24 protein-coding genes are annotated in these 26,544 nt (G+C 54.4%); 14 read left to right on the top strand and 10 right to left on the bottom strand.

What is annotated here, in order from left to right:
• The 3 genes from mlaE to AC6I8E_RS01920 are packed head-to-tail and all read right to left on the bottom strand — an operon-like array spanning position 1 to position 1,832.
• Positions 1 to 783 carry a lipid asymmetry maintenance ABC transporter permease subunit MlaE gene (mlaE, locus tag AC6I8E_RS01930; RefSeq protein ID WP_033731283.1) on the bottom strand — a complete coding sequence of 261 codons (783 nt, stop codon included), beginning with the start codon at positions 781 to 783 and terminating at the stop codon, positions 1 to 3.
• Between the two features lie 4 nt (positions 784 to 787).
• Positions 788 to 1,603 (bottom strand): phospholipid ABC transporter ATP-binding protein MlaF, encoded by an 816-nt coding sequence (gene mlaF / locus AC6I8E_RS01925; protein ID WP_095706325.1) that lies wholly within the window; start codon positions 1,601 to 1,603, stop codon positions 788 to 790.
• Positions 1,575 to 1,832: a hypothetical protein gene (locus AC6I8E_RS01920; protein WP_148707093.1), complete on the bottom strand. Its 258-nt coding sequence runs from the start codon at positions 1,830 to 1,832 to the stop codon at positions 1,575 to 1,577. The genes mlaF and AC6I8E_RS01920 overlap by 29 nt, the downstream gene beginning before the upstream one ends.
• Here AC6I8E_RS01920 and AC6I8E_RS01915 point away from each other — a divergent pair.
• The 11 genes from AC6I8E_RS01915 (at position 1,831) to npr (ending at position 9,809) form a co-directional block, all read left to right on the top strand.
• Positions 1,831 to 2,811 carry a calcium/sodium antiporter gene (locus tag AC6I8E_RS01915; protein ID WP_033731280.1) on the top strand — a complete coding sequence of 327 codons (981 nt, stop codon included), beginning with the start codon at positions 1,831 to 1,833 and terminating at the stop codon, positions 2,809 to 2,811. The genes AC6I8E_RS01920 and AC6I8E_RS01915 overlap by 2 nt on opposite strands.
• 16 nt (positions 2,812 to 2,827) lie before the next feature.
• Complete coding sequence (kdsD, locus tag AC6I8E_RS01910) at positions 2,828 to 3,811, top strand: arabinose-5-phosphate isomerase KdsD (RefSeq protein ID WP_013359882.1); 984 nt, start codon at positions 2,828 to 2,830, stop codon at positions 3,809 to 3,811.
• A 13-nt stretch (positions 3,812 to 3,824) separates the two neighbouring features.
• On the top strand, positions 3,825 to 4,391 hold the full coding sequence (gene kdsC, locus AC6I8E_RS01905) for a 3-deoxy-manno-octulosonate-8-phosphatase KdsC (protein ID WP_013359881.1): 567 nt from the start codon (positions 3,825 to 3,827) through the stop codon (positions 4,389 to 4,391).
• Entirely contained in the window at positions 4,388 to 4,960 is a 573-nt protein-coding gene (lptC, locus tag AC6I8E_RS01900; RefSeq protein ID WP_013359880.1) for an LPS export ABC transporter periplasmic protein LptC, read from the top strand. Before kdsC ends, lptC begins: the two co-directional genes overlap by 4 nt.
• Positions 4,935 to 5,486 (top strand): lipopolysaccharide ABC transporter substrate-binding protein LptA, encoded by a 552-nt coding sequence (lptA, locus tag AC6I8E_RS01895; protein WP_013359879.1) that lies wholly within the window; start codon positions 4,935 to 4,937, stop codon positions 5,484 to 5,486. The genes lptC and lptA overlap by 26 nt, the downstream gene beginning before the upstream one ends.
• 5 nt (positions 5,487 to 5,491) lie before the next feature.
• Positions 5,492 to 6,217, top strand: a complete 726-nt coding sequence (gene lptB, locus AC6I8E_RS01890; protein WP_009092467.1) for an LPS export ABC transporter ATP-binding protein — start codon at positions 5,492 to 5,494, stop codon at positions 6,215 to 6,217.
• 48 nt (positions 6,218 to 6,265) lie between these two features.
• Positions 6,266 to 7,699 carry an RNA polymerase factor sigma-54 gene (gene rpoN / locus AC6I8E_RS01885; RefSeq protein WP_033731275.1) on the top strand — a complete coding sequence of 478 codons (1,434 nt, stop codon included), beginning with the start codon at positions 6,266 to 6,268 and terminating at the stop codon, positions 7,697 to 7,699.
• Between the two features lie 21 nt (positions 7,700 to 7,720).
• Positions 7,721 to 8,008, top strand: a complete 288-nt coding sequence (gene hpf / locus AC6I8E_RS01880) for a ribosome hibernation promoting factor (protein WP_013359877.1) — start codon at positions 7,721 to 7,723, stop codon at positions 8,006 to 8,008.
• 150 nt (positions 8,009 to 8,158) lie between these two features.
• A complete protein-coding gene (gene ptsN, locus AC6I8E_RS01875; RefSeq protein WP_013359876.1) occupies positions 8,159 to 8,638 on the top strand; it encodes a PTS IIA-like nitrogen regulatory protein PtsN in 480 nt (159 codons plus the stop codon).
• Between the two features lie 47 nt (positions 8,639 to 8,685).
• On the top strand, positions 8,686 to 9,540 hold the full coding sequence (gene rapZ / locus AC6I8E_RS01870) for an RNase adapter RapZ (RefSeq protein WP_010251920.1): 855 nt from the start codon (positions 8,686 to 8,688) through the stop codon (positions 9,538 to 9,540).
• Positions 9,537 to 9,809, top strand: a complete 273-nt coding sequence (gene npr / locus AC6I8E_RS01865; RefSeq protein ID WP_010251923.1) for a PTS phosphocarrier protein NPr — start codon at positions 9,537 to 9,539, stop codon at positions 9,807 to 9,809. Before rapZ ends, npr begins: the two co-directional genes overlap by 4 nt.
• Positions 9,810 to 9,812: 3 nt before the next feature.
• Here the strand turns inward: npr and mtgA are convergent, their stop codons facing one another.
• Positions 9,813 to 10,532, bottom strand: coding sequence for a monofunctional biosynthetic peptidoglycan transglycosylase (mtgA, locus tag AC6I8E_RS01860; protein ID WP_013359875.1), 720 nt, complete (start codon positions 10,530 to 10,532; stop codon positions 9,813 to 9,815).
• 869 nt (positions 10,533 to 11,401) lie between these two features.
• The gene (arcB, locus tag AC6I8E_RS01855) at positions 11,402 to 13,753 is read right to left on the bottom strand and encodes an aerobic respiration two-component sensor histidine kinase ArcB (protein WP_013359874.1); all 2,352 of its coding nucleotides are present in this window, start codon (positions 13,751 to 13,753) and stop codon (positions 11,402 to 11,404) included.
• Positions 13,754 to 14,643: 890 nt separating this feature from the next.
• Here arcB and AC6I8E_RS01850 point away from each other — a divergent pair.
• Positions 14,644 to 20,175 carry a glutamate synthase-related protein gene (locus AC6I8E_RS01850; protein WP_013359873.1) on the top strand — a complete coding sequence of 1,844 codons (5,532 nt, stop codon included), beginning with the start codon at positions 14,644 to 14,646 and terminating at the stop codon, positions 20,173 to 20,175.
• A 185-nt stretch (positions 20,176 to 20,360) separates the two neighbouring features.
• The gene (locus AC6I8E_RS01845) at positions 20,361 to 22,118 is read left to right on the top strand and encodes a sulfite reductase subunit alpha (protein WP_013359872.1); all 1,758 of its coding nucleotides are present in this window, start codon (positions 20,361 to 20,363) and stop codon (positions 22,116 to 22,118) included.
• A 111-nt stretch (positions 22,119 to 22,229) separates the two neighbouring features.
• On the opposite strand, the gene sspB is transcribed toward AC6I8E_RS01845, so the two are convergent.
• The 5 genes from sspB to zapE all read right to left on the bottom strand — a co-directional run bounded on the left by sspB (position 22,230) and on the right by zapE (position 25,882).
• Positions 22,230 to 22,715 carry a ClpXP protease specificity-enhancing factor gene (sspB, locus tag AC6I8E_RS01840; protein WP_013359871.1) on the bottom strand — a complete coding sequence of 162 codons (486 nt, stop codon included), beginning with the start codon at positions 22,713 to 22,715 and terminating at the stop codon, positions 22,230 to 22,232.
• Positions 22,716 to 22,718: 3 nt separating this feature from the next.
• Positions 22,719 to 23,360 (bottom strand): stringent starvation protein SspA, encoded by a 642-nt coding sequence (gene sspA, locus AC6I8E_RS01835; protein WP_003851135.1) that lies wholly within the window; start codon positions 23,358 to 23,360, stop codon positions 22,719 to 22,721.
• A 330-nt stretch (positions 23,361 to 23,690) separates the two neighbouring features.
• Positions 23,691 to 24,083 (bottom strand): 30S ribosomal protein S9, encoded by a 393-nt coding sequence (gene rpsI, locus AC6I8E_RS01830; protein WP_008925401.1) that lies wholly within the window; start codon positions 24,081 to 24,083, stop codon positions 23,691 to 23,693.
• A 15-nt stretch (positions 24,084 to 24,098) separates the two neighbouring features.
• Entirely contained in the window at positions 24,099 to 24,527 is a 429-nt protein-coding gene (gene rplM, locus AC6I8E_RS01825; RefSeq protein ID WP_008925400.1) for a 50S ribosomal protein L13, read from the bottom strand.
• 227 nt (positions 24,528 to 24,754) lie between these two features.
• On the bottom strand, positions 24,755 to 25,882 hold the full coding sequence (gene zapE, locus AC6I8E_RS01820; RefSeq protein ID WP_095706327.1) for a cell division protein ZapE: 1,128 nt from the start codon (positions 25,880 to 25,882) through the stop codon (positions 24,755 to 24,757).
• A 179-nt stretch (positions 25,883 to 26,061) separates the two neighbouring features.
• Between zapE and zapG the strand changes: the two genes are divergently transcribed.
• Complete coding sequence (gene zapG / locus AC6I8E_RS01815; RefSeq protein ID WP_003848291.1) at positions 26,062 to 26,463, top strand: Z-ring associated protein ZapG; 402 nt, start codon at positions 26,062 to 26,064, stop codon at positions 26,461 to 26,463.
• The last annotated feature ends 81 nt before the right edge of the window (positions 26,464 to 26,544 follow it).

The following is a 26,544-nucleotide window of genomic DNA, read 5'->3' as shown; positions in this document are numbered from 1 at the left end:
TCAATTCCCAAACATCAGTGCTGTCAGCACAAAATCCAACCCGAGCACCGCCAGTGAAGCATGTACTACGGTACGCGTTGTCGCGCGACTGATCCCTTCAGAAGTGGGAATCGCGTCATAGCCATTAAAAAGAGCAATCCAGGTAACCGTCACGGCAAAGACGGCGCTTTTGATGATGCAGTTAACAACGTCGGTGCGGAAATCGACCGCATTCTGCATGGCTGACCAGAAGAAACCAGGATCGATTCCCTTCCAGCTCACGCCAACCAGGGCACCGCCAGCAATGCCTACCGCGGTAAAGATCAGTGCGAGTAGCGGCATACTGATAAAACCGGCCCAGAAGCGCGGCGAAACGACGCGACGCAACGGATCCACCGCCATCATCTCCATACTGGAGAGCTGTTCAGTGGCTTTCATCAGACCGATTTCAGCCGTGAGGGCCGAGCCTGCCCGTCCGGCAAACAGCAGCGCGGTCACGACCGGCCCCAGCTCACGCAGCAACGACAGCGCCACCAGCATGCCCAGACTGGTTTCAGCACCGTAAGTGGTCAGTACCAGATAACCCTGCAGTCCCAGTACCATGCCGATAAACAGGCCCGACACCACAATAATCAGTAACGACAACACGCCAACACTATAGAGCTGTTTAATCAGTAGCGGCGAGTGTCTGCGGAACGCGGGTTTTCCTACCAGCGCGTGAAACAGCATTAATCCTGCGCGTCCAAAACTGGCGCACGTTTCAATTCCCTGACGACCGAATGACGCCAGCGCCTTCAAGACCATCTGTTTAGTTACTCCCTGAGCCGGTTAAATCAGCGAGATAGTCGCCGGCAGGAAAACGGAAGGGAACCGGACCATCCGCATCGCCATCAATAAACTGGCGGACGCGCGGGTCATTATTCTCTCGCAGTTCCGGCGTGGTGCCGTGTGCGATAATTTTTTGTCCGGCCACGATATAGGCATAGTCCGCAATACTCAGTACTTCCGGTACGTCGTGCGAGACCACAATACAGGTCAGGCCCAGAGCATGGTTCAGTTCATCAATGAGTTTGACCAGCACACCCATGGTGATGGGATCCTGACCGACAAAAGGCTCATCGAACATGATCAGTTCCGGCTCAAGCGCAATCGCGCGCGCCAGCGCCACACGACGCGCCATTCCGCCCGACAGCTCAGCCGGTTTCAGTTGAGCTGCGCCACGCAGCCCCACGGCTTCCAGCTTCATTAATACCGTGCTGTGCAGAATAGGTGCGGGAAGACGGGTATGTTCACGCAGTGGCCAGGCGACATTTTCATAGACCGTTAAGTCAGTAAATAGCGCGCCAGACTGGAACAGCATGCTCATCTTCTTGCGCGCTTCATACAATTTAGCGCGCGACAATGACGGAATGTTTTCGCCACGGAAAAAGATGTCACCGCGAGTCGGCTGAAGTTGCCCCCCAATCAAGCGTAGCAGAGTGGTTTTCCCTATCCCCGACGGTCCCATTATCGCCGTCACTTTGCCTTTCGGCACGGTCAGCGAAATGTCGTCGAAGATGGTGCGATCTCCGCGCGAAAAACTCACGCCACGAACCTCAACCAGATTCGTTTGCTGCTGGATCATTATTACCTCTTGTAAGGATCGGGCGTAAACATGGGGTACGATGGTAGCCTGTTCGGTCCTGATTCACGATAGCTTTACAGAAACTTACCGCTAAGATTTGGCGAAAATGGTCATTAAATTTACTTTTGCCGTTCAGACGGTCAAAATCAGCGGCTGTCTCGCCAAACAGAACCTTAAACCGGTCGGTAAAGGCATTGCCGGCCCGGGTTTTTACGCAAGGATTTTTCATGTTCGTAGCTTCTGCACTGCTGATTATCGGTTTGCTTTTACTGGCATATGGTGCCGATCGTCTGGTGTTTAGCGCCTCTATATTGTGTCGATCCTTTGGCATTCCGCCGCTGATCATTGGCATGACCGTTGTCAGCATCGGCACCTCGCTGCCAGAAATGATCCTCTCCTTTTCCGCGGCCCAGCATGGCCAGATGGATCTGGCAGTTGGCACCGCGCTCGGCTCGAATATTACCAACATTTTACTCATTTTGGGTGCCGCTGCGCTAATGCATCCACTCAGCGTCCATTCTAATCTGATACGCCGTGAACTGCCGTTGATGTTGCTGGTTACCCTGCTCAGCGGATTCATGCTGTTTGACAATCAGCTTAGTCGACTGGATGGAATTGGCCTGATTGCCATCGCCGCTATTTATCTGATGGTGGTGATTCGCATTGCGCGTAAAGCAGAACGGGACAACAACGACACCCTGACCCGCGAGCAGCTGGCCGAGCTGCCCCGTGAAGAGAGCGGAAACACGGTGGCCTTTCTCTGGCTGGCCGTCGCGCTGATAATTCTACCGATGTCCACCCGCATGGTGATCGACAATGCCACCGCCTTTGCCGACTACTTTGGCGTCAGCGAACTGGTGATGGGCCTGACGCTCATCGCCGTGGGCACCAGCCTGCCTGAGCTGGCGACGGTGATTGCCGGGGCGCTGAAAGGTGAAGATGATATCGCGATCGGCAATCTGATCGGTGCCAACATTTATAATATTGCCATCGTGCTGGGCCTGCCGGCGCTGATTCACCCCGGCAGTATCGACTATCACGCCTTTGCTCGTGATTACTGGGTGATGCTGGGCGTCAGCGTGCTGTTTGCCCTGCTCTGCCTGCTGCGTCGCCGACGCGTTGGCCGCATCGCCGGCCTGATTTTACTCTGTGGTTTCTTCGTCTGGGTGACGCTGCTGTGGATGCAGCCGGCATTCATGGACGGCTAACAAGGACAGACTCACTATGTCATATCAGCAACCAACAGCATTTGATTTTCAGCAGGCGGGGAAAACCGTCCTGCGCATCGAGCGTGAAGGACTGGAACAGCTCGATCAATATATTAATGACGATTTCGCCCGCGCCTGCGCCCTGATCTACGCCTGTCAGGGTAAAGTGGTCGTGATGGGCATGGGTAAGTCTGGTCATATCGGCAAAAAAATGGCGGCGACCTTTGCCAGTACCGGTACGCCAGCCTTTTTTGTTCATCCGGCCGAAGCCAGCCATGGCGACCTGGGCATGGTGAGCAAAAATGATGTGGTGATTGCCATCTCTAACAGCGGTGAGTCGAATGAAATCCTCGCGCTGATTCCGGTGTTAAAACGTCAGCACATTGCGCTGATCTGCATGACAGGACGGCCTGACAGCGCGATGGGCCGGGTTGCCGATGTGCATCTGTGTGTCCATGTTCCGCAGGAAGCCTGCCCGTTAGGCCTTGCGCCAACCACCAGTACCACAGCCACACTGGTGATGGGCGATGCGCTGGCGGTTTCGCTGCTGGAAGCACGTGGATTCACGGCGGAAGATTTCGCCCTCTCCCACCCTGGCGGTGCGCTGGGCCGCAAACTGCTGCTGCATGTAGCGGATATCATGCACAGCGGCGATGAGCTGCCGCACGTCACCCGTGACGCCTCACTGCGTGATGCGCTGCTGGAGATTACCCGCAAAAATCTGGGCCTGACGGTTATCGTCGACGGTCTGATGAAAATTGAAGGTATCTTTACCGATGGTGACCTGCGCCGCATCTTTGATATGGGCATCGATTTTCAGCGCGCCACCATCGGGGAAGTGATGACGCCAGGTGGCATCCGCGTCCGGCCAAATATGCTGGCGGTTGAAGCCCTGAACCTGATGCAGACCAAAAACATTACCTCGATTCTGGTGGCCGATGACGACCATCTGCTCGGTGTGGTACATATGCATGACATGCTGCGCGCTGGCGTAGTCTGAACAGGAAAAAAAAATGCAACAGGTAACGCCCACGATTGACACCTGCTATGGACCGGTCAGTGCTGACGTCATGGCGCGCGCCAGCAACATTCGTCTGCTGATCTGCGACGTCGATGGCGTCATGTCCGACGGGGTGATCTACATGGGAAACAAGGGTGAAGAGCTGAAAGCCTTCAACGTGCGGGATGGTTACGGTGTACGCTGTTTGCTGACCGCCGATGTGGAAGTGGCTATTATTACTGGCCGCAATGCCCGTCTGATGGAAGATCGCTGCAAAACGCTCGGCATCCGCCATCTTTATCAGGGACAATCGGATAAGCTTTTGGCCTATCGTGAACTTCTGGATAAACTGTCTCTCTCTGATGATCAGGTCGCCTATATCGGTGACGACCTGATCGACTGGCCGGTGATGGCGAAAGTGGGATTAAGCGTGGCGGTAGCGGATGCACATCCGATCCTGTTGCCGCGCGCGCAGTATGTTACGCGGATTGCGGGTGGACGCGGCGCGGTACGCGAAGTATGTGACCTGATCTTAATGGCGCAGAACAAATTTGAGGATGCCAAAGGGCAATCAGTATGAGTAAAAGCAGGCGTTGGATAACGCTGATTCTGACCTTGATTGCACTGGTTTTGATCGGCTGGAATCTTACCAACCAGGATGGCGATGGCACGCCAGTCGGGACGGATAGTCAGTCGCCGACCTATACCAGTGATGATTCTCACACTGTGGTGTATAACCCGCAGGGCGCGCTGTCCTATAAACTGGTCTCTGACAAAGTGACCTATTTCTCGGATGACGAGCTGAGCTGGTTCGACAATCCGGTAATGACCACCTTTGATGAGAATAAAATTCCTACCTGGACGTTACGCGCAGATAAAGCAAAGCTCACCAAAGATCGTATGCTTTATCTGTATGGCCATGTTGAGCTGAATACGCTGACGCAGGATTCCCAGCTTGAGCGGATCAAAACCGATAATGCACAGATTAACCTTGTCACTCAGGACGTTACCTCTGATGACCAGGTGACATTGTATGGCCGCAGCTTTAACTCCACCGGCATGAAAATGCGCGGCAATTTACGGACAAAAAACGCCGAGTTAATCGAGAAGGTCAAAACCTCTTATGAAATTCAAAATGAACAAAAATAGCCTGAAGATTTTACTGGCCAGCATGTTACTGGCAACCAGCGTTCCGGCGCTGGCCCTGACCGGTGACTCGGACAAACCCGTCAATATTGACTCGCAGAATCAGGCGCTGGATTTGCAGGGCAATGTCGCGACCTTTACCGGCAATGTCATCGTGACGCAGGGCTCTATCAAAATCACGGCCGATAAAGTCGTGGTGACCCGTCCGGGCGGCGACAGCAAGAAAACCATCGTTGACGCCTACGGTAATCCCGCCACTTTCTATCAGATGCAGGACAGCGGCAAGCCGGTTCAGGGCCATGCCGCTAAACTGCACTACGAACTGGCCAACGATTTCGTTGAACTGACCGGCAATGCGTTCATAGAGCAGCAGGACAGCAACATCAAAGGCGATCGTATTACCTATCTGGTGAAAGAGCAGAAAATGCAGGCTTACAGTCAGGGCCAGAACAAGCGCGTCACGACCGTACTGGTGCCGTCGCAACTTCAGGATAAAGGTTCGTCCAACAGCGGAAAGAAGAGTAACTGATAGCTATGGCCACATTAATCGCAGAAAACCTGGCGAAGGCATATAAAGGCCGTCGCGTGGTAGAAGATGTCAGCCTGCAGGTAAAATCCGGCGAGATTGTCGGCCTGCTGGGTCCGAACGGAGCCGGTAAAACCACCACCTTTTACATGGTGGTGGGCATTGTGCCGCGTGACGCTGGCCGCATTGTCATTGATGATGAAGACATCAGTATCCTGCCGCTGCATGCGCGTGCGCGTCGCGGCATCGGTTATCTGCCGCAGGAGGCATCGATCTTCCGTCGCCTCAGCGTCTACGATAACCTGATGGCGGTACTGCAGATCCGTGATGACCTCACCGAAGAGCAACGCCAGGATCGCGCCCGTGAGCTGATGGAAGAGTTCCACATCGAGCACCTGCGTGACAGCATGGGTCAGGCACTGTCGGGTGGTGAACGACGTCGTGTTGAGATTGCCCGCGCGCTGGCTGCCAATCCTAAGTTTATTCTGCTGGATGAACCTTTTGCCGGTGTTGACCCTATTTCCGTTATCGACATCAAGAAGATCATTGAGCATCTGCGTGACAGCGGCCTCGGCGTTTTGATTACCGACCATAACGTGCGCGAAACGTTAGCGGTCTGTGAGCGGGCCTATATCGTCAGCCAGGGCCACCTGATTGCGCATGGTACACCCAATGAAATTCTTGCGGATGAGCAGGTTAAGCGGGTTTATTTGGGTGAAGAGTTCAGACTCTGATAAGGTGTCGTTAATACCGATGTTTACCTGGGAACTACCATCCTGTCTATGAAGCAAGGTTTACAACTCAGGTTCAGCCAACAGCTGGCAATGACTCCACAATTGCAGCAGGCGATTCGTCTGCTGCAACTCTCCACGCTTGAACTCCAGCAGGAGTTACAGCTTGCACTGGAAAGTAATCCCCTGCTTGAGCAGACCGATCTGCATGACGAGATTGACTCCCGGGAATCGTCAGAAGCCGAAGCGCTGGATACCCGTGAAGCGCTTGAGCAGAAAGAGATGCCTGATGAGCTGCCGCTGGATGCCACCTGGGATGAAATCTACACCGCTGGCACCCCTTCCGGCACCGGTACCGATTATCAGGATGATGAGTTGCCGGTCTATCAGGGCGAAACCACGCAGTCACTGCAGGATTACCTGATGTGGCAGGTCGAATTGACGCCTTTCAGCGATACCGACCGCGCGATTGCGACCTCTATCGTCGATGCTATCGATGACACCGGATATCTCACCGTCTCGCTTGAGGAGATCCTCGACAGCATCGGCAATGATGAGCTTGAAGCGGATGAGGTTGAGGCGGTGCTGAAACGCATCCAGCGCTTTGACCCGATCGGTGTGGGCGCACGCGATTTGCGTGACTGTCTGCTGGTTCAGCTCTCCCAGTATGCGCCAGAAACGCCGATGCTGACTGAAGCACGCCTGATTGTCAGCGAACATCTCGACCTGCTGGCCAATCACGACTTCCGTAGCCTGATGCGCGTCACGCGCCTCAAAGAAGAGGTGCTGAAAGAGGCGATGCTGCTGATTCAGTCGCTGGACCCGCGGCCGGGTCAGTCCATCAACACCGGCGAGCCGGAATATGTTATCCCCGATGTGCTGGTGCGTAAGGTCGGCAACCGCTGGACGGTTGAGCTCAATGCCGACAGCGTGCCTCGTCTGAAAATCAACCAGCACTATGCGGCAATGGGCGGTGCAACGCGCAATGACAGCGACAGCCAGTTCATTCGCAGTAATCTGCAGGAAGCGCGCTGGCTGATTAAGAGTCTGGAAAGCCGCAATGACACGCTGCTTAAAGTCACGCGCTGTATTGTTGAGCAGCAGCAGGCGTTCTTTGAGCAGGGTGAAGAATTTATGCGTCCGATGGTGCTGGCCGATATCGCCCAGGCTGTTGAGATGCACGAATCGACCATTTCCCGTGTGACCACGCAGAAGTATCTGCACAGCCCGCGTGGCATTTTTGAACTGAAGTACTTTTTCTCCAGCCACGTTAATACGGAAGGTGGCGGTGAAGCCTCCTCTACCGCGATCCGTGCTCTGGTGAAGAAATTAATTTCGGCGGAAAATCCAGCCAAACCCTTGAGCGACAGTAAACTGACCTCCATGTTATCTGATCAGGGGATCATGGTGGCACGGCGTACCGTCGCCAAATATCGTGAGTCTTTATCCATCCCGCCATCGAACCAGCGTAAACAGCTGGTTTGAAAGAAATGAGAAGGAAGACCTATGCAGCTGAACCTGACCGGGCAACATGTTGAAATCACGCCACCTTTACGTGAATTCGTCAGCGGTAAATTTGCCAAACTGGAACACTATTTTGAACATATCAATCAGGTCTATATTGTCCTGAAGGTTGAGAAAGTCACGCAGGTGGCTGACGCAACACTCCACGTGAACGGTGGCGAGCTGCACGCCACGTCGGAAGCGGAAGATATGTATGCGGCAATTGACGGGCTGATCGATAAACTGGCCCGTCAGCTGACAAAACACAAAGATAAACTGAAAAAACACTAACCTTCACGCTAGCTACGCGCGCCTGCCGCGCAGAGCCGACAGGATGGGGCGGATAATCCGCCCCGTTTTGTCATCTGAGCAAGCGCCGTTTGTCGCACATATCAGCGCGCTGGTGGTGAATGGCCTGGTGAACACGCAAGTGAAACGATAATGAACAACGACCTTACACTGGAATTGAGCACAGTGCTTTCGCCAGACTGCACCCGCAGCGGCGTACACTGCCAGAGCAAAAAACGTGCGCTGGAAATCATCAGCGAACTGGCCGCTAAGCAGCTCAACCTGCCGCACCAGACGCTTTTCGAAGCGATTCTGACCCGCGAACGCATGGGCAGTACCGGTATTGGTAACGGAATAGCCATTCCTCACGGCAAGCTGGAAGAGGATACGCTGCGTGCGGTTGGGGTATTTATCAGCCTCGAGCAGCCGATTGCGTTTGATGCCGTCGACAACCAGCCGGTCGACCTACTGTTTGCATTGCTGGTTCCGGCTGACCAGTGCAAAACACACCTGCACACCCTTTCACTGGTGGCAAAACGTCTGGCAGATAAAACGGTTTGCCGTCGCCTGCGTGCTGCGCAGAGTGATGAAGAACTCTATGCCATTATTACGGAAGTCCAGACAGAGCAGTAACGCGTCTTTACCGGCCCGGTGCCGGTTTTAAAACGGGAGAGAAGGTCATGGTGCTGATGATCGTTAGCGGTCGTTCAGGCTCGGGGAAGTCAGTGGCGCTCCGTGCGCTGGAAGATATGGGATTCTACTGCGTTGATAACCTGCCGGTCGTGCTGCTGCCTGAATTGGCCAATTCGCTGGCGGAACGCAATATTTCGGCGGCGGTCAGCATCGACGTGCGTAACATGCCTGAATCCCCGGAAATTTTTGAAACCGCGCTGAATAATCTGCCTGACACATTTTCACCTCAGCTGCTGTTTCTCGACGCCGATCGCAATACCCTGATTCGTCGTTACAGCGATACGCGCCGTCTGCATCCCCTCTCCAGCAAAAATCTGTCGCTGGAGAGCGCTATCGATGAAGAGAGCGATCTGCTGGAGCCGCTGCGTTCGCGTGCCGATTTGATCATCGACACCTCAGAGATGTCGGTACATGAGCTGGCCGAGATGCTGCGTACCCGTCTGCTGGGCAAGCGTGAACGCGAACTGACCATGGTGTTTGAATCCTTTGGCTTCAAACATGGCATCCCGATTGACGCTGATTATGTCTTTGACGTGCGCTTTCTGCCTAATCCCCACTGGGATCCTAAGCTGCGCCCGATGACCGGCCTTGATCGTCCGGTGGCGGCCTTCCTTGACCGCCACACTGAAGTGCACAACTTTATCTACCAGACACGCAGCTATCTTGAACTCTGGCTGCCGATGCTGGAGACCAACAACCGTAGCTATCTTACCGTGGCGATTGGCTGTACTGGTGGCAAACACCGCTCAGTTTATATTGCAGAACAGCTGGCGGATTACTTCCGTTCGCGCGGTAAGAATGTACAGTCACGCCATCGCACGCTGGAAAAGCGCAAATCATGACCGTCAGACAAACTGTAGAAATCAAAAATAAGCTGGGCATGCATGCCCGTCCGGCAATGAAGTTGTTTGAGCTGGTGCAGAGCTTCGATGCCGAAGTGTTGCTGCGCAACGAAGCGGGCACAGAAGCCGAAGCCAGCAGCGTAATTGCGCTGCTGATGCTCGACTCGGCTAAAGGCGGACACATAGAGATTGAAGCCAGCGGTCCGGAGGAGATCCCGGCGCTGGCAGCGGTCATTGAGCTGTTTGAAGCAGGCTTTGATGAAGACTAAGTCTTAGTCGAGCTTATTACGCTGCAGGAAGCCTTCCCCGCCAAGCTGGCGCATCTGACGCATTATCCACTGCTGTCGCTCTCTGACGTAGCCTGAAGGCGCAGCCGCACGATAACGGATAGGATTAGGCAGAACGGCCGCCAGTAAGGCGGCATCGGCAGCGGTAAGCCGGCTGGCTGGCTTGTGGAAGTAGCGCTGTGAAGCTGCTTCAACGCCAAAGATACCCGGTCCAAACTCTGCAATATTAAGATAGACGGTCAGAATACGTCGTTTCGTCCAGACTGTCTCAATACCTACTGTCAGCCCCGCTTCCAGACCTTTGCGCACCCAGCTGCGGCCATCCCACAGAAACAGATTCTTTGCTGTCTGTTGTGACAGCGTGGAGGCACCACGCATCCGGCTATCGCTGTTATCCAGTACAGATTCAATCGCCGCGACATCGAAACCCCAGTGGTCCGGAAACTTTTGATCTTCTGAGGCGATAACGGCCAGCCCCATCCACGGCGAAATCTCATCATGTCCGACCCAGTCAGAATGGGCGACATAGCTAAAGTCACCGCGTAACCAGGCACCGATCTGTCGTTCAGCCATCACCGCTGAAAACGGTACCGGCAGGAACGAAAAGAGCAAAATTCCCGCCAGCCATACGCCCAGCCATACCAGCATGACACGACCAATAATACGTCTGATACGCTGTCCGACGCTTCCTTTATGCTTGTTCATGCAATCTTCCCATACCTGTTTCAGACGTTAATTAATCACTCATGTAATCACTGCCAGAAAAGCAGCTTTTTCACAAAAATCGCTGAAAACCTTGCGGCGGTTTCCAGACTTTATTCAATCATTTTGCATCAAAATGCTGCAACAGTTCGAAATAGTTCAAGGACTTCCGGTAAAAAGGAATCGGTTCCATTCATTGCCACGGCTTAGCATCTTTCCAGATAAACACTTAATAATGGGTGATAAGCGCCGGTTTAAATCATTCGATATTCTTAACTGTTATTTTTTTATGAATGATGAGCCGCCCAAAGCTTAAACAGAATCACGCTGATAACGTATAAATAAACAGCGCTTAACAGCGTTACTCAGAGTTGTTGTGGCCCTTTTTACTCTCATTAAGCGCAATGATGTCAGTGCAAGTGCAGGACAAAGTTTTAGATTCTTTTTTATCATTCCAAATCGTTTTGGATAATTCGTGTCATTTCAGGGTGGTCACTTGCAATATCAGCGCGTTAGCCTCTCTGAAGAGGCAGAGGTTAATGCCAGCTTAATTTACAGCTGCTCAGCCTTTGCTTTGCAGCTGAGCAGCGTCAAAACTATACCAAAAACCACAAATTTGATTAAAATAACAGCAATGCAGCAGAGAAAATGATTCCTTACTTGACTGTGTTGCCAAATTAATGTTTTCTGTATTTAAACGCTGCTCAATATCACAAATTTTAATGAATCTTGTCGCATGAGAAGATGAATTTGCTAAGGTGATGTCAGTGTTAACCAATACCCTGCGGCTGCATTAATTATTCAAATCATAGCGGCCGCAATGTTTTCCCTGGTGTTGGCGCAGTATTCGCGCACCCCGGCCTCGGCTGGGGTCATTTTTTTCCGGGATATGACTTATCCTGCTCTGCCACCCAGTCGCGCAATACCTGCACATCATGTCGCCACTCATGCTTCAGCTCGTCAATCCATTCAACAACGTTGTCCCACCACGCCGGTAATTCAGGACTCTGGATCTGTTTCGCCAGCATCTGCAAGCGCTGCAGCCCGACCGAACCTGCCGCCCCTTTGATCTTGTGCCCCTCTTCAGCAATGCCTTTTTGATCGCGCGCCATCAGATTCGATTCCAGCACCGCAAGATAGTCCGGCATCATCTTTTCAAACATCGTCAGGCTTTGGGTAATCAGGCCCGGGCCAACCAGCTCGATATACTGTTCGAGCATCGCGACATCCAGCAGCATCCGGGTTTTGTCATCGCTGACCTCTGCGGTTTCCTCTTCCGAATCTGCCTGATAATCCCAGTACTTTTTGATCATCGCGGTCAGCGCCGGCACTGCCAGCGGTTTGCTCAGAACATCATCCATGCCCGCGTCGAAATACTCTTTTTTGTCTTTAAGGACGTTGGCGGTCAGTGCCACCAGCGGTGGCAGATGCGTTCCCTGATACTGCTGGCGAATCGCACGCGAGACATCCAGCCCGGTCATATCGGGCAGCTGAATATCCAGCAGCACCAGATCAAACTCCAGCGGGTCGAACAGCGCCAGCGCTTCGCTGCCGGTCATGGCGACCTCGACGCTGCAGCCCAGCTTCTCAAGCACCGAGCGCGCCACAATCACATTCAGCTCAATATCTTCAACCAGCAGGACATGCAGCGCAGGCAGTGGCAGGCTGTCGTCCAGGCCTTCATCCTCCACCTCTTCAGCAATGCGCGGCGCCTTAATCTCTACGGTGAAGCATGAGCCCTGTCCTGGTGCGCTATGTACATGGATGTCACCGCCCATCGCCTGCGCCAGACGACGTGAAACCGCCAGCCCGATACCGGTGCCAGTCGCCGGTTTACCGCCATGCTGATCTTTAACCTGATAGTACATCGCAAAGATCTTATCCTGCTCCTCCTGCCGAATACCCATACCGGAGTCCTGCACCTCAAAGCGCAGCGTTTCGTCCTGCTCATAGGCTACCCGCACCACGATTTCGCCCTGCTGAGTGAACTTCACGGCGTTACCAATCAGGTTCCACAGAATCTGACGCAGACGCGTTCCGTCCGTCGAAATCATATGCGGCAGCGGCAGTTGTGGCGCAAGCACAAACTTCAGCCCTTTTGGCTGAGCCAGCAGGCCGGAAAGATTTTCTAAATCGGCGAGGAAACCGGTGAAGTCGAGCGGCTGATTGTCCAGCTGCACTTTGCGGCGCTCGATTTTGTCCACCTCAATCACATCATTGAAGATGTTGCCCAACGTGATGGCAGAGACGTGAATGGTTTTCAGGTATTTCAGCTGTTCCTGATTAAGGTCGGTATCCAGCAGAATACGACTCAGGCCGACAATGCCATTAAGCGGCGTACGAAGCTCGTGGCTGATCGTAGAGATAAAGGTGGTCTTCTCCCGGCTGGCGTTCTCTAACGCGTCCTGATAGCGCTTACGCTCCGTTATATCGCGGCCAAAGCCCATCAGCCCGCTGCGCTTACCGACGCGGTCGTAATAAGGCACTTTACGGATCTCGAAACAGGCTTTGCGCCCGTCGGGATATTGCAGCCACTGTTCATAAGTCAGCGAGACGTTATGACGGAACACCTTCTCGTCCGTTTCCAGCACCTTCGTTGCCGCTTCATCATCATAGATATCGCGTGGCGTCAGGCCAATCAGCTGTTTCTCGCTTTTGCCGGTCAGCAGTTCCATCGCCCGATTACAGCCGGAGAACTGCTTATCAATGTTGCGATAGAAAACCAGGTCAGGCGAAGCATCCAGGAATGAGCGCAGGAAGGAGGATTGCTGCTCCAGCTCAATCTGTGCCTGCTCGCGACGGGTCACCTCTTCACGCAGCTTGTCCATCACCTGCTCGCGAGCCAGCTCCGCCTTTTTACGGTCACTGATCTCCTGATTCAGCTGCGTGATGGTCTCTTTCATCTGCTGGTTCAGTTCCAGGTCGCGGGTGCGCATCTCTTCCAGCTTATCCACCAGCCGTGCCAGCCGTTGCCGCGATTCCTCCAGCTGATCGACCACCACCGACAGAAAATAGACCGCCCAGGGCGTAATCAGCAGCCCGAAGAAAACCGAACGCACCACGTCAATGCTCTCGACATGACCTCGCAGTACCATCGTAACCGCCATCTGGACGATCATCGCCAGCACCACCAGCGCAGATGCCAGCAGCAGCGAGAACCTCACCAGTCCAAGCTTGACCATTAAATCAACGTAGTACTGCGCCAACAGACGAATTTGTTTCATAACAACTCCCTGGAAGAGAAACAGCCTCATAATAGCGCAGTTAGCCTGCTGACGTCCCGGCACGTCGCGCGGAGATACAGGATCAAATGCGCTTTTATGGTGCATTCGCATAGCCGATCGGCGACGTTAAGGACAAAGCGGTTAAAACCCTTGACTGATTGTGCCAAATGAATAATCTGTAATGCCGCCAGCGAATCCGTGATTTCTCCGTATGGCCTGTTTTCAATATCCTGGCAACGTCCTGTTGCGCAGGCACACCCTGTTTATATGCATACCCATTCAACTTAAATGATATTTTAAGCAAGACAGTGTTGATTAATTTTTCTTATAACCAACCGCTGTTTCATTCAAATAGACGGACATAAGAAAAACAGATACATGCTATGCATCAACGGTTCTGAACAGCATTTAATGCTGTCTAACACCCCGTCACCAGCATGGTGCAGAGATCTGACGCCTGCACTACAGTGAGTCAGTTCACATTTATGGGCCGATCGGCAGGCAGCAGAGTGATACATTTTAAACCTTAAAAAGCAATAAATTCAATATCTTACTCAGATAAAACCCCTGTTAACCCTGTCTGACCACCCTATTTGACCTGATTACGCTTTCCCGATAAGTTGGAAATCCGCTGAAAGCTTTCCAGACGGGCCATTGTCTCGGCATATCTATGCAACAAGAAGACTCCCGCGCGGTTTAAGTCATCTCCTTTAAGAGACCGGAAATCAGAGAGCAGCTCAATTAAGGACGTTTTATCGATGTCTGGAGAGAAATGCTCAGGGCTATGACGCGCGCTCGACAGAGCATGGCGATGAAAATGATGTTGCGCCCCGTTGCGCTCAGACCCTGAAACAGTGCAGGTAATGTCAAAGCAGTTAAGGAGACCCTCAATGTCCACTAAAAAACCTCAATCCTATGGCTTGTATGATCCGACAGCAGGCAGTGACAGCTGTGGTGTAGGTTTCATTACGCGCAAGGACGGCGAGCAGACCCACGAAATTCTGCAGATGGCGCACAGCGCCCTGTGCACGGTGCCTCACCGCGGCGGTATGTCAGCGGAAGGCGTCGGCGACGGCGCGGGGGTCAACGTTGACCTTTCCCTGCATTTCTTCCGCAAGATTACCGGCCAGCCGCTGGAAGCGGGCCGCTTTGGCGTCGGCAACTTCTTTGTGCCGAAAGATGCTGCGCTGCGCGCGAATGCCGAACGTCTGGTAGATGAGACACTCAACAGCTTTGGCCTGCCGGTGATCATGAAGCGTGACATGCCGCTCGACAGCAGCGTGACGCGTCCGGCAGCCGTACAATTTCAGTTACCGATTCTGCAGTGGATTTTCACTGCGCCACAGGACGTGGTCGACCAGAACGACTTCGAACAACGCATCTACCGCGCCCTGCTGACGATTGAAGCCCGTGCCTTTACCGAAAGCGAATTTGGCGGTCTCTATCCGCTGTCGCTGTCGTCGCGCACCCAGGTGTTTAAAGCCCGCCTGAATTCCAATGAAGTGATCCCCTACTTCAAAGATCTGACCGATCCCGATCATCAGGTGCGCGGGCTGTTTTTCCATACCCGCTTCTCCACCAACACCGATCCGCATACCACGATGGCCCAGCCGTTCCGCCTGATGGCGCACAACGGTGAGCTGAATACGGACCGTAAAAACCGCATCGCTGAGTCCGCGCTGGCACTGGCCCGTGGCAAGAAAATCGTGCGGCCCAAAGGTCAGTCTGACAGCTCGCGTCTGGACCAGAGTATCCACAGCCGTCTGATGGAAGATGATCTCGACCTGATCACCGCCGTGGTTTCAATGATGCCACCCGCCTGGGAAAACGACAGTTCGCTGCCGCCAGAAGTGCGTGACATGCTGGAATATTTCTCACTGTATGAAGAGAAGAACGACGGCCCGGCAGCATTAATCTTTGGCAATGGTGAAGTGATTGGCGCCCGTCTTGACCGTCTTGGCCTGCGTCCACTGCGCTCAGTCGAAACGGCTGAGTATATCGGTGCGATGTCTGAAGCCGGTCAGATCGCCTTCCCACCCGAAAGCGTGTTGCGTCGCGGCCGTATCGAAGCGGGCGGCATGCTCTATTTCGATCACCGTGAAAAACGCAGCTACACCACGCTGCAGGCACTGGAAAAACTGGCGGCGGAGAAAGATTATTCAGCGCTGCTGCGTGAAGCGCGCGTCGGTCTTGACGATCTGCCTGAAATCCCGGCAGAGCAGCAGGGTTCACCGCTGCGTTATCGCGGCGATCTGAAAACCTATCAGCGCTTTGTGGCTTACTACTACAACCAGGAAAGCTTCAAGTTCATGATGGACCCGATGCTGAACACCGGCGCAGAGAAAATCTCCGCGATGGGTTACGGCAACGCCATTAACGGCTTATCCGATCATGAAGGCGGCATGGCGCACTACTTCTCTCAGCGCTTTGCTCAGGTCACCAACCCGCCGCTGGACTCAATCCGCGAAGTGGATGGTATGACGCTGCGTGTCGCGCTGGGTGCGAAACCGCATCTGGGCCGCAGCAAAGGTCGTCAGATTGTGGTGCCGACCCCAATCCTCAGCCACCTTGATATGCTGCGTTTGCGCGAGCAGACCATCGCACCTTATGCCCGCTTTGAGATGCTCTATGAGCCGGTAATCGGCAAAGATCTGCTGAGCACCACCGCGAACGCAAACGCGCTGGAAAAAGCGATTGATGACCTGGCGCAACAGGTCGTGGATTTTGCCCGTTCGCAGGGTGGCATCGCCGTGCTTACTGACCGTCACATCTCGTCAACGCACGCCGCAATCCCGATGCTGCTGGTGGTTTCTGCCATTAACCAGCGACTGGTGCAGGAAGGCCTGCGTCTGGATGTTTCTCTGGTCGTAGAAAGCGGCCAGAGCATATCTTCGCACCACATTGCTGCCACCCTCGGCTTCGGGGCTTCCGCTATCTATCCGCTGGGCGTACAGATGCGTGCAGAGGAAAAATTTGGTGAAGGTGAAGAAGGCAACAAAGCCTTTAAGCGCTATGCCAAAGCCGCTGAAAAAGCGCTGATGAAAACCATGGGCAAAGTGGGCCTTTGTACCGTTGAAAGTTACAGCAGCGGCGAATTCTTTGAGCCTAACTTCCTCAACACTGACGATCCGGTGCTGAAAAAGTATTTCCCGAATATCAAAACCCCGGTGGGTGGCGCGGGCTTCGCAGCCATCGCAGCGATGGCCGTTGACTGGCACCAGAGCGCGCTCAGGATTCAGGGCGAATCTGAAGTGCCGTTGCTGGGCCTGTTTAAAGAGCGTGCAGAAGGTGCAGGTCACTCCTACGGCACTATCGCCGTGCGCACCTTCATCGACATGACCGAAGAGCCGATTCGCTTTGCCGACAAGGCGCGCGAAGAGGACAACTTCATTCGTCTGATGACGCTGGCAAAACTGGATAACGCGTTTGGTATTAAGCCAGAGACCTTCAAAGACAGCAGCTTTGAGCGCATCCCGGATGACGTGATTAACAACTTTGCGATTACGGCCGATTACCGTCAGTTCTCAAGTTTGATGTATGAAGAGCGTAAACGTCGCCCGGCGGCGCTGCGTGACATTCTGACATTCCCGGCTGATCTGACCCACATTGACAGCGAAGCGGAGTTCCGTCGCAAGCTGGGACGCTACTCGCTGACCAACAACGGCTTTGCTATTCGTGGCATGGAGTGTGAAGCGGTGGATGGCAGCCTGAATCACTTTATGCTGCGTCTGACCGATGCGATTGAGGGGCTAAAGCCTGAGACCGAACGCCTGCAGAACCTCTCCCGCGCCCTGAAATCCCGTTTCGGCGATGATATTGAGAGCAGCGACGTGGTCACTGGCGCTTTGAAAGTGACCGCATACGGTAAAGCGGCAGATTATCTGTCACGTATCTTCACCACCCTGCCCTCACTGCCGCTGAGCGAAGTACAGCCAGCCTGTGAAATTACCCGTACCTTTGCTTCCGGGGCAATGAGCCACGGTGCACTGGTCGCGCCGGCTCATGAAGCGGTCGCACACGGCACCAACATGGTCGGCGGCATGAGCAACTGCGGTGAAGGCGGCGAGCATTACTCCCGTCACGGCACCATCCGTGCCTCGCGTATCAAACAGCTGGCTTCGGGTCGGTTCGGTGTCTGGGCTGCCTATCTGGCGGATCCGATGCTGGAAGAGCTGGAGATCAAAATTGGTCAGGGTGCGAAGCCTGGCGAAGGCGGTCAGTTACCGGCGGCCAAAGTGACCGTAGAGATTGCTGCGGCCCGTGGCGGTACGCCTGGCGTCGAGCTGGTCTCGCCGCCGCCGCATCATGACACCTATTCCATCGAAGATCTGGCGCAGCTGATCCACGACTGTAAAGCCGCGCGCGTGCGCGTCATTGTCAAACTGGTGTCGTCAGAAGGGATCGGCACCATCGCAGTTGGCGTGGCTAAAGCCGGTGCCGACGTGATTAACGTTGCAGGTAACACCGGCGGTACCGGCGCGGCGTCGGTGACCAGCCTGAAATATACCGGACGCGTGGCCGAAATCGGCATCGCTGAAGTCCACCAGGCGCTGTGTGCCAACGGCCTGCGTGAGAAAGTGCTGCTGCGCTGCTCTGGCGCACAGCAGACCGGCAGCGACGTGGTGAAATCTGCCCTGTTGGGCGGCGATAGCTTTGAGTTCGGTACCACCGCGCTGATGATGCTGAAATGCGTGATGGCGAAGAACTGCAACGTGAAGTGCCCGGCTGGCTTAACCACCAACGCCGAGGCCTTTGATGGCGACCCGCGTCAGCTGGCGCAGTATTTCCTCAACGTCGCGCATGAAGTACGTGAAATTCTGGCACGTATGGGCCTGCGTTCCCTGCGTGAGGCGCGTGGTCGCTCTGACCTGCTGCACCTGATGGATCATCCGCTGGAAGTCGGCAAACTCGACTTACGCGCCATGCTCACCGTGGTGCCAGAGCTGAAAATCGACAAGCCGGTTTACCTGGAAAAAGATTTTGAGCTGGATGATGGCTGGATTGAGCAGGTTAAGCAGTCACTGGTGGAGCAGGGAAATCCTGACGTCTCACTGGGCAACAGCATCGTCCTGAACAACCGCAACAAAAGCGTTGGCGGCCAGCTGGCCATCGACATTGAGCGCATGCTGAACCATCAGCTCAGCGCACAGCAGTTGCAGGCGATGCCTGCGGTAATGACCGACGATCGCGGTCGCCGCTATCTGGCCCCTGAAAGCGTAAAAATTTCTACCACCGGATCTGCCGGTCAGTCATTTGGCGCCTTCTGCAACGATGGCATGCAGCTGTCCCATTACGGCACCTGTAACGACGGTGTCGGCAAAGGACAGTGTGGTGGTGAGCTGATTGTGATGTCGCCTGGCGGCGGCGCGCAGGATGGCGATGGCAACGTGCTGATCGGTAACTTTGCCCTGTTTGGCGCGACTGGCGGACGACTGTTCGTGCAGGGCCAGGCTGGCGACCGCTTCGCAGTACGTAACTCCGGCGCAACGGCTGTGGTTGAAGGCGTGGGTGACTTCTGCTGCGAATATATGACTAACGGTGCCATTCTCAACCTCGGCACCTTTGGTAAAGGATTTGGCAACGGTATGAGCGGCGGCTTTGCTTACCAGTACGACCCGTATGGATCGCTGGCCAGCCACGCTGCAGGTGATTCAGTACGGTTCGGATCGATTGCGGATCAGGATGAGATGGCGCAGGTGCACAAGCAGGCCGTGCTGACCATGCTGAACTGGCACCTGGAGGCGACCCAGTCACCGCGTGCCGCGTGGCTGCTGGAGAACTGGGAAACAGAGTGCCACCACTTTGTTTACGTGATGCCGCGCTCACTGCTGCTCTATCAGGATGGCGGCGAGATCCTGAAAGCCAAGAGCCGCAAAGATTTGCTTGAAGAGCTGTCGACAGCGCTGGCAGGCCATCAGGTGGCGAAATTCAAAGCCGCGTGGCGTCAGGGTAAAACCATTGCCAACGGTGCCGTTCCGGCCTATGGCGCGACCGATACGCAGGAGATGTTTGTCCTGCTGAACAACTACACCGTGCTGAGCTTTGCCCAGCAGCTGGCACTGGCGAAGTTGCCGAAAGGCACGCCGGTTGAAGATGCGGCGGTGGAAAAAGCGGTCCGCAATCTGCTGATGACGGAAGACTTTTCACTGGTCAGCAAGCTGCAACGTCATGCCCGTTCTGCCATCGAGAGTTACAGCGATGATGAACTGGCCAGTCTGATTGGTACTAAACGCATGTCAGATTACAAAGCGGCACTGACGCAACGTAACATCCGCTCCATGGACAGTCTGGCGACCTACGGCTGGATCATGTATCAGGATGCCTGTAACCGGGAAGTGCTGGGCCACCTGCCTGACTTTGAAGAGCTGTTTGCACGTGCGGCATTGCCGGAAATTGCCGCTGCGGTGGGTAAACTCTCCTGACAGTGATACTGATCAGGCTGAACTGAATATTATTAATTGATCATTGCCCGGATTAATCGTTGTACCGGACAGAGGCAGAACCGCTTTCCCCTGCTGCACACACTGCGGCGCGGGGAAGCGGAACCGCTTTCAGACCGGGGAACGCCACTGATATCGGGCGAGAACGGGATTGAGTAAAAGTACCCATGAAAATTCCTTATATTCCAGAAGATGCACCTTTTAATGGCGATCAGAAGTACTGGCTGGCTGGCTTTCTCGCGGGCCTTCACTCCCGTTTGCTGGTTTTAGAAGACAAGCAGCAACCTGCTGCAGGTACGGGCGCAGCCGCGACCACGCAACTGCATATTCTGTACGGCTCACAGACCGGCAATGCCGAAGCGCTGGCGCAGACCGCTGCGAAATCTGCCCGAGCGAAAGGGCTGGTGCCAGTGGTTCAGGCGCTGGGCGATGTCGATCTCGACGTGTTTGCCACCATGCGCCATGTACTTATTGTCACCTCGACCTATGGTGAAGGTGAGATGCCGGACAATGCCCAGCTGTTCTGGGATGCGATCTCTGCCAGTACCGCACCGCGTCTGGAGCAGATGCATTTCGCCGTGCTGGCGATTGGCGATACGGGTTACGATGGCTTCTGTCAGGCGGGCAAATTCATCGATATGCGTCTTGAGCAGTTGGGTGCAAAACGCGTGGTAGATCGCATTGACTGCGATATCGACTATGAAGAGCCGTCCAGCGAGTGGCTGAACAGCTCAATGCCACAGTTTGCCGCCAGCGCAGGCAGCAGCGGCACCGTGCTGGAGAGCGCGCCTGAAGCGCCGGTCATTCCAGGCAGCAACAAATCGAATCCGTATGCCGCCGCGCTGATCACGAATAAGCGCTTGTCAGGCGAGCAGTCAGCCAAAGATATTCGTCACTTCGAATTCGACCTGTCTGACAGCGGCCTGAAGTATGAAGCGGGCGATGCGCTGGGCGTGATTCCGGTCAACGAACCTTCACTGGTCAGCCTGCTGCTGACCCAGCTTAATGCTGACTACCAGACGCCAGTACCTGGCTTCGACCGCAGCCTCGGCGACCTGCTGACCTATCAGTTTGAGATCTCTGAGCCTTCACGCAAGTTAATCGAGTGGGTTGGACAGAACACCACCAATCAGGAACTGCGTCATGTCTTACAGCATGATGATAAAGATGCGCTGGGCGTCTGGTTGTGGGGCAAAGATACCCTTGACCTGCTGCAGCTCGAACTGACGCGCACGCTGACAGTGCCGGAGTTTGTTGCCCTGTTGCGCCCGCTGCAGCATCGTGCTTACTCAATTTCATCCAGCTCTAAAGCCCATCCGAATCAGGTGCACCTGACCGTTGCCTCTGTGCGTTATCACAGTGGCGGCCGTAATCGCGGTGGCGTCTGCTCGACCTATCTGGCCGAACGCGTGCGTCGTGGTGAGAAGCCCGCCATCTTTATCTCACCCAATAAAGCGTTCCGCGTCCCTGCCAATAACAGCGCACCACTGATCATGGTGGGACCGGGCACCGGTATCGCACCGTTCCGCGCCTTCCTGCAGGAACGCCAGGCAACCGGCGCGCAGGGCAAAAACTGGCTGTTCTTCGGCGATCAGCATCAGGAACATGACTTTATCTATCAGGATGAGCTGCTGGCCTGGCGGGATAACGGCCTGCTGACCCGTCTGGATCTGGCCTTCTCACGCGATCAGGAGAAGAAGATCTACGTGCAGAGCCGGATGCTGGAACAGGGCGCTGAGCTTTACGCCTGGCTGCAGGAAGGGGCGTACTTCTACGTCTGTGGCGATGCTTCGCGTATGGCGAAAGATGTGGATAATGCGCTGTATGAAGTGGTTCGTCAGTTTGGTGGTCTCTCCACCGAGCGCGCTGCCGACTATGTCGATCAGCTGAAGAAAGAGAAACGCTACCTGCGCGACGTCTACTAATCGCGAAGGTCTGCTGAAAAATCCGGCTTGCGCAGGCAGCCGGATTTTTTTTATGGCTGACAGGCAAAAAAATACCCGCCGGATGGGCGGGTATTCGCTGTTATGTCACGGCTATTTCACGACGCGCAGTGAAGGCCGACCGCCACGTGGCGGTGGATCGTCATCAGGCGGTGTCTCGTCATCGCTGGCATCGTCAGGACGATCACCATCAATCACTGACATCATGGTCTCTTCCTGACCTTCTGACGCCTCCTGCATACCCAGCTCGTAAGCCGGTTCCGGTTCAAACATCGTGCCGGCACCGTTTTCACGTGCATAGATCGCCAGAATCGCCGCCATCGGCACGTTAACCTGGCGAGGAACGCCACCAAAGCGGGCGTTGAACGACACCTGATCATTGGCCAGGTCGAGGTTACCCACAGCGCGTGGCGCAATGTTCAGGACAATCTGACCATCACGCGCATACTCCAGCGGCACCTGCACACCCGGCAGATTAATGTCGACCACCAGATGCGGCGTCAGCTGGTTGTCGAGCAACCAGTCATAGAAGGCGCGCAGCAGATAGGGACGACGTGCAGTAAGTTGCGACATTTCCATACGTTAAGCCCGGGCTTGCAGGCGCATTTCACGTTCAGCTTCAGTTAATGAAGCAAGGAAAGAATCACGCTCAAATACGCGGTTCATGTAACCTTTCAGCTCTTTTGAACCCGAGCCGATCAGATCGATGCCCATGGAAGGCAGACGCCATAACAGCGGCGCCAGGTAGCAATCGACCAGACTGAACTCTTCGCTCATGAAGTAAGGCGTACGACCAAACAGTGGCGCGATAGCCAGCAGCTCTTCACGCAGTTGCTTGCGTGCGGCTTCGGCTTCCTGACCCGTGCTGTTCTCGACTTTCCGCATCAGGCTGTACCAGTCCTGCTCGATGCGATGCATCATCAGGCGGCTGTCACCACGGGCAACCGGATAAACCGGCATCAGTGGCGGATGCGGGAAGCGTTCATCCAGATATTCCATGATGATGCGTGATTCATACAGCGTCAGCTCACGATCTACCAGCGTTGGTACCGTGCGATACGGATTGAGGTCAATCAGATCCTGCGGCAGGTTATCCATTTCGACCTGCTCGATCTCTACGCTGACACCCTTCTCCGCCAGGACGATACGAACCTGATGGCTGAAAATGTCAGTAGGACCAGAAAACAGCGTCATTACCGAACGTTTGTTGGCAGCGACAGCCATGAAAACCTCCAAGTTTGTTCACAAAAAGATACTGCGAATAGCCAACCACACGGCGATTCACCAGCTTATCGAACTCGCACGCAACCTGGTTAGCCGCGTCACAGATACTGACGCCCCGACAGAGGGAAGGCGCATAACGCACCGGCCTGCGGGCGCAAAGTGACACAGAGTTTACCAGATTTTAGGCTGCTTGTGGGCGTGTAATGAATCTTTGCAGGTAAATTGAGCGCGATGTTACGGTTTTCGCGGGAAGTCGTGGGAAGGCAGAAAATAAAAAACCCGCCGAAGCGGGTTTTTTGAGCCAATTGCCGCAGCCGGAGCTGCAAACAATTAACGCTTGGAGAACTGAGGACGACGACGTGCTTTACGCAGGCCGACTTTCTTACGTTCAACCTGACGCGCATCACGAGTAACGAAGCCTGCTTTACGCAGTTCGCCACGCAGTGATTCGTCGTATTCCATCAGAGCGCGGGTGATACCGTGACGGATCGCACCAGCCTGACCAGAAATACCGCCACCTTTAACAGTGACATAGAGATCGAATTTACCAACCAGGTCCAGCAGCTCAAGCGGCTGACGAACTACCATGCGGGCAGTTTCGCGACCGAAGTACTGTTCCAGAGAACGTTGGTTAATTACGATGTTACCGCTACCCGGCTTAATGAATACGCGAGCGGTAGAGCTTTTGCGGCGACCAGTGCCGTAGTTTTGAGTTTCAGCCATTGCCTTTAATCCCGATTAAATGTCAAGAACTTGCGGTTGCTGTGCCGCATGGGTGTGCTCGTTGCCTGCGTAAACTTTCAGTTTACGGTACATAGCACGACCCAGCGGGCCCTTCGGCAGCATGCCTTTAACCGCGATCTCAATCACACGCTCAGGACGGCGAGCAATCATCTCTTCAAAGGTCGCCTGTTTGATACCACCGATGTGGCCGGTGTGGTGATAGTAGATCTTGTCAGTACGCTTGTTGCCGGTTACAGCAACTTTTTCTGCGTTCAGAACGATGATGTAATCACCCGTATCAACGTGCGGAGTGTATTCCGCTTTATGCTTACCACGCAGACGGCGCGCCAGTTCAGTCGCCAGGCGACCCAAAGTTTTGCCCGTTGCGTCAACTACAAACCAGTCACGTTGGACGGTTTCTGGTTTAGCTGTAAAAGTTTTCATCGAAAAGCTTACCCAAATTAAGTTACACGTTGGTGAAATCCCAAACGCTTAAGTAAACGAATGAGGCTCACACGACCATTTTGACCAGCAAGCCACCCCTTCGGATAGAGTTACTGGAACACAGAGGATTTGGGAAAAAAATCCTTTGCTGTAACGTGGGGTCGCAAGATTATAGAGAAGTCGGTTACAAAAATCGAACCCTATTTCGGTATTTATCCTGTTTATTCTCACGGCAGGTGCGGCAAACGCAGATACTCTTCGCTCTGCATCTCCTGGAGTCGGGATAAACAGCGCTGGTATTCAAACTTCAGTCGCGTGCCCTGATAAATCTCGGTCAGTGACGTTTCCGCCGCGACCACCAGCTTCACATGACGTTCATAGAACTCATCGACCAGCGCCAGGAAACGGCGCGCCTGATCTTCGGTTTTGTAGATCATCACCGGCACGTCATAGAGCAGCACGCTGTGAAAACGGCGCGAAAGCGCAATGTAGTCATGCTGACTGCGTCCCTCACCGCAGAGGGTCGTGAAATTAATGGCCAGCACGCCTTCGCTCACACCCAGCGTCGGCATCTGGCGATGATTAATTTCCAGAACCGGTGCCGCTTCAGGCTGGCTGCCTGACAATGCTTTGAACATCCGGCCCATCTCGGCATGTGTCTCTGCGTTGAGCGGGAAGTTCCACAGATGCGCGGAGGTCAGCGTGCGTAACCGGTAGTCGATACCCGCATCCACGTTCATCACATCACAGTGCCGTTTTATCTGCTCAATCGCAGGCAGGAAGCGCGCACGCTGCAGACCATTGCGATAGAGATCGTCCGGCGGAATGTTCGAGGTGGCGACCAGCGCGATGCCACGTTCAAACAGCGCTTCCATCAGCGTGCCCAGCAGCATGGCATCGGTGATATCGGAAACAAAAAACTCATCAAAACAGAGGATGTCGGTTTCGGCTTTGAATTTGTCCGCCACGATCAGTAACGGATCGCTCTGGCCCTGAAGCTGCGTAAGTTCTTCGTGTACCCGCAGCATAAAACGGTGGAAGTGCAGACGCAGTTTGCGATCGCCAGGAATAGACTGAAAAAAGAGATCCATGACCCAGGTCTTACCGCGACCGACACCGCCCCACATATAGAGCCCGCGTACCGGTTGTGCCGTCTCGTTTTTCTCTTTGCCCATCAATTTAGAGAGGCGTCCCAGCAGGCCGGATGAGGAAGGCGCGGCGGCTTGTTGCCGGGCAACCAGCGCCTGCTGCAGCGCGTCTAAACGGGTAATCGCTTCACGTTGTACGTCATCGGGCCTGAATTCGCCCTGCGACAGCGCCTGCTCATAGCGTGCAAGCGGAGTTGAGGTTTGCATTATTGTTTCAAAGTCCCTGAATGGTGTCTGATTGATACCACGGTTGCTGAAAAAAAGGCCGTTCTACACTAAGCCATGCTGCTCCGGAGTTCCACATCCATAAGATTAACGGGTATAGTGACTATTATTGAATATGGTGTAACGCCCTACGGAACAATGGAAATAACACGGGAGTCATTATGACCTGGGAATACGGGCTAATTGGTTTAGTGGTAGGTATTATTGTCGGCGCAGTCGCCATGCGTTTTGGCAACAAAAAGCTGCGTGAGCAGCGCAGCATGCAGTATGAGCTGGAAAAATCGAAAGCGGAGCTGGCTGATTATCGTGAAGAGCTGACCAACCACTTCGCGCAGAGCGCGGAGCTGCTGGACAACATGGCGCGTGACTATCGTCAGCTCTATCAGCATATGGCAAAAGGCTCGAATGACCTGCTGCCAAATCTGCCTGGCCAGAAAAATCCGTTTGCCTATCAGCTGACTGAAGCTGAAGCGGACAACGATCAGGTGCCGGTGCAGATGCCGCGCGACTACTCTGAAGGCGCATCCGGTTTACTGCGTGGCGAGCGCCCTGCCCGCGACTAATCTTTTTGGGGCGCAGCCTGTCTGCGCCCGCTGTTTTTGCGAACCCTGACCGCAAACGACTGTCACACTCATTAATTCCTC

The organism is Pantoea sp. X-Soil-YNGN-785 (genome assembly GCF_059730585.1).
Note: the sequence above shows the minus strand (reverse complement) of the source record. Positions and strands in the feature narration are given on the sequence as shown.

Coding starts and splice junctions, on each gene's coding strand:
- ptsN (WP_013359876.1), top strand. CDS start 8,159: ATGAACAACGACCTTACACTGGAATTGAGCACAGTGCTTTCGCCAGAC.
- AC6I8E_RS01915 (WP_033731280.1), top strand. CDS start 1,831: ATGTTCGTAGCTTCTGCACTGCTGATTATCGGTTTGCTTTTACTGGCA.
- kdsC (WP_013359881.1), top strand. CDS start 3,825: ATGCAACAGGTAACGCCCACGATTGACACCTGCTATGGACCGGTCAGT.
- lptA (WP_013359879.1), top strand. CDS start 4,935: ATGAAATTCAAAATGAACAAAAATAGCCTGAAGATTTTACTGGCCAGC.
- kdsD (WP_013359882.1), top strand. CDS start 2,828: ATGTCATATCAGCAACCAACAGCATTTGATTTTCAGCAGGCGGGGAAA.
- lptB (WP_009092467.1), top strand. CDS start 5,492: ATGGCCACATTAATCGCAGAAAACCTGGCGAAGGCATATAAAGGCCGT.
- rpoN (WP_033731275.1), top strand. CDS start 6,266: ATGAAGCAAGGTTTACAACTCAGGTTCAGCCAACAGCTGGCAATGACT.
- sspB (WP_013359871.1), bottom strand. CDS start 22,715: ATGGAAATGTCGCAACTTACTGCACGTCGTCCCTATCTGCTGCGCGCC.
- mlaE (WP_033731283.1), bottom strand. CDS start 783: ATGGTCTTGAAGGCGCTGGCGTCATTCGGTCGTCAGGGAATTGAAACG.
- npr (WP_010251923.1), top strand. CDS start 9,537: ATGACCGTCAGACAAACTGTAGAAATCAAAAATAAGCTGGGCATGCAT.
- rplM (WP_008925400.1), bottom strand. CDS start 24,527: ATGAAAACTTTTACAGCTAAACCAGAAACCGTCCAACGTGACTGGTTT.
- rpsI (WP_008925401.1), bottom strand. CDS start 24,083: ATGGCTGAAACTCAAAACTACGGCACTGGTCGCCGCAAAAGCTCTACC.
- rapZ (WP_010251920.1), top strand. CDS start 8,686: ATGGTGCTGATGATCGTTAGCGGTCGTTCAGGCTCGGGGAAGTCAGTG.
- sspA (WP_003851135.1), bottom strand. CDS start 23,360: ATGGCTGTCGCTGCCAACAAACGTTCGGTAATGACGCTGTTTTCTGGT.
- AC6I8E_RS01845 (WP_013359872.1), top strand. CDS start 20,361: ATGAAAATTCCTTATATTCCAGAAGATGCACCTTTTAATGGCGATCAG.
- arcB (WP_013359874.1), bottom strand. CDS start 13,753: ATGAAACAAATTCGTCTGTTGGCGCAGTACTACGTTGATTTAATGGTC.
- lptC (WP_013359880.1), top strand. CDS start 4,388: ATGAGTAAAAGCAGGCGTTGGATAACGCTGATTCTGACCTTGATTGCA.
- zapG (WP_003848291.1), top strand. CDS start 26,062: ATGACCTGGGAATACGGGCTAATTGGTTTAGTGGTAGGTATTATTGTC.
- AC6I8E_RS01920 (WP_148707093.1), bottom strand. CDS start 1,832: ATGAAAAATCCTTGCGTAAAAACCCGGGCCGGCAATGCCTTTACCGAC.
- hpf (WP_013359877.1), top strand. CDS start 7,721: ATGCAGCTGAACCTGACCGGGCAACATGTTGAAATCACGCCACCTTTA.
- mtgA (WP_013359875.1), bottom strand. CDS start 10,532: ATGAACAAGCATAAAGGAAGCGTCGGACAGCGTATCAGACGTATTATT.
- AC6I8E_RS01850 (WP_013359873.1), top strand. CDS start 14,644: ATGTCCACTAAAAAACCTCAATCCTATGGCTTGTATGATCCGACAGCA.
- mlaF (WP_095706325.1), bottom strand. CDS start 1,603: ATGATCCAGCAGCAAACGAATCTGGTTGAGGTTCGTGGCGTGAGTTTT.
- zapE (WP_095706327.1), bottom strand. CDS start 25,882: ATGCAAACCTCAACTCCGCTTGCACGCTATGAGCAGGCGCTGTCGCAG.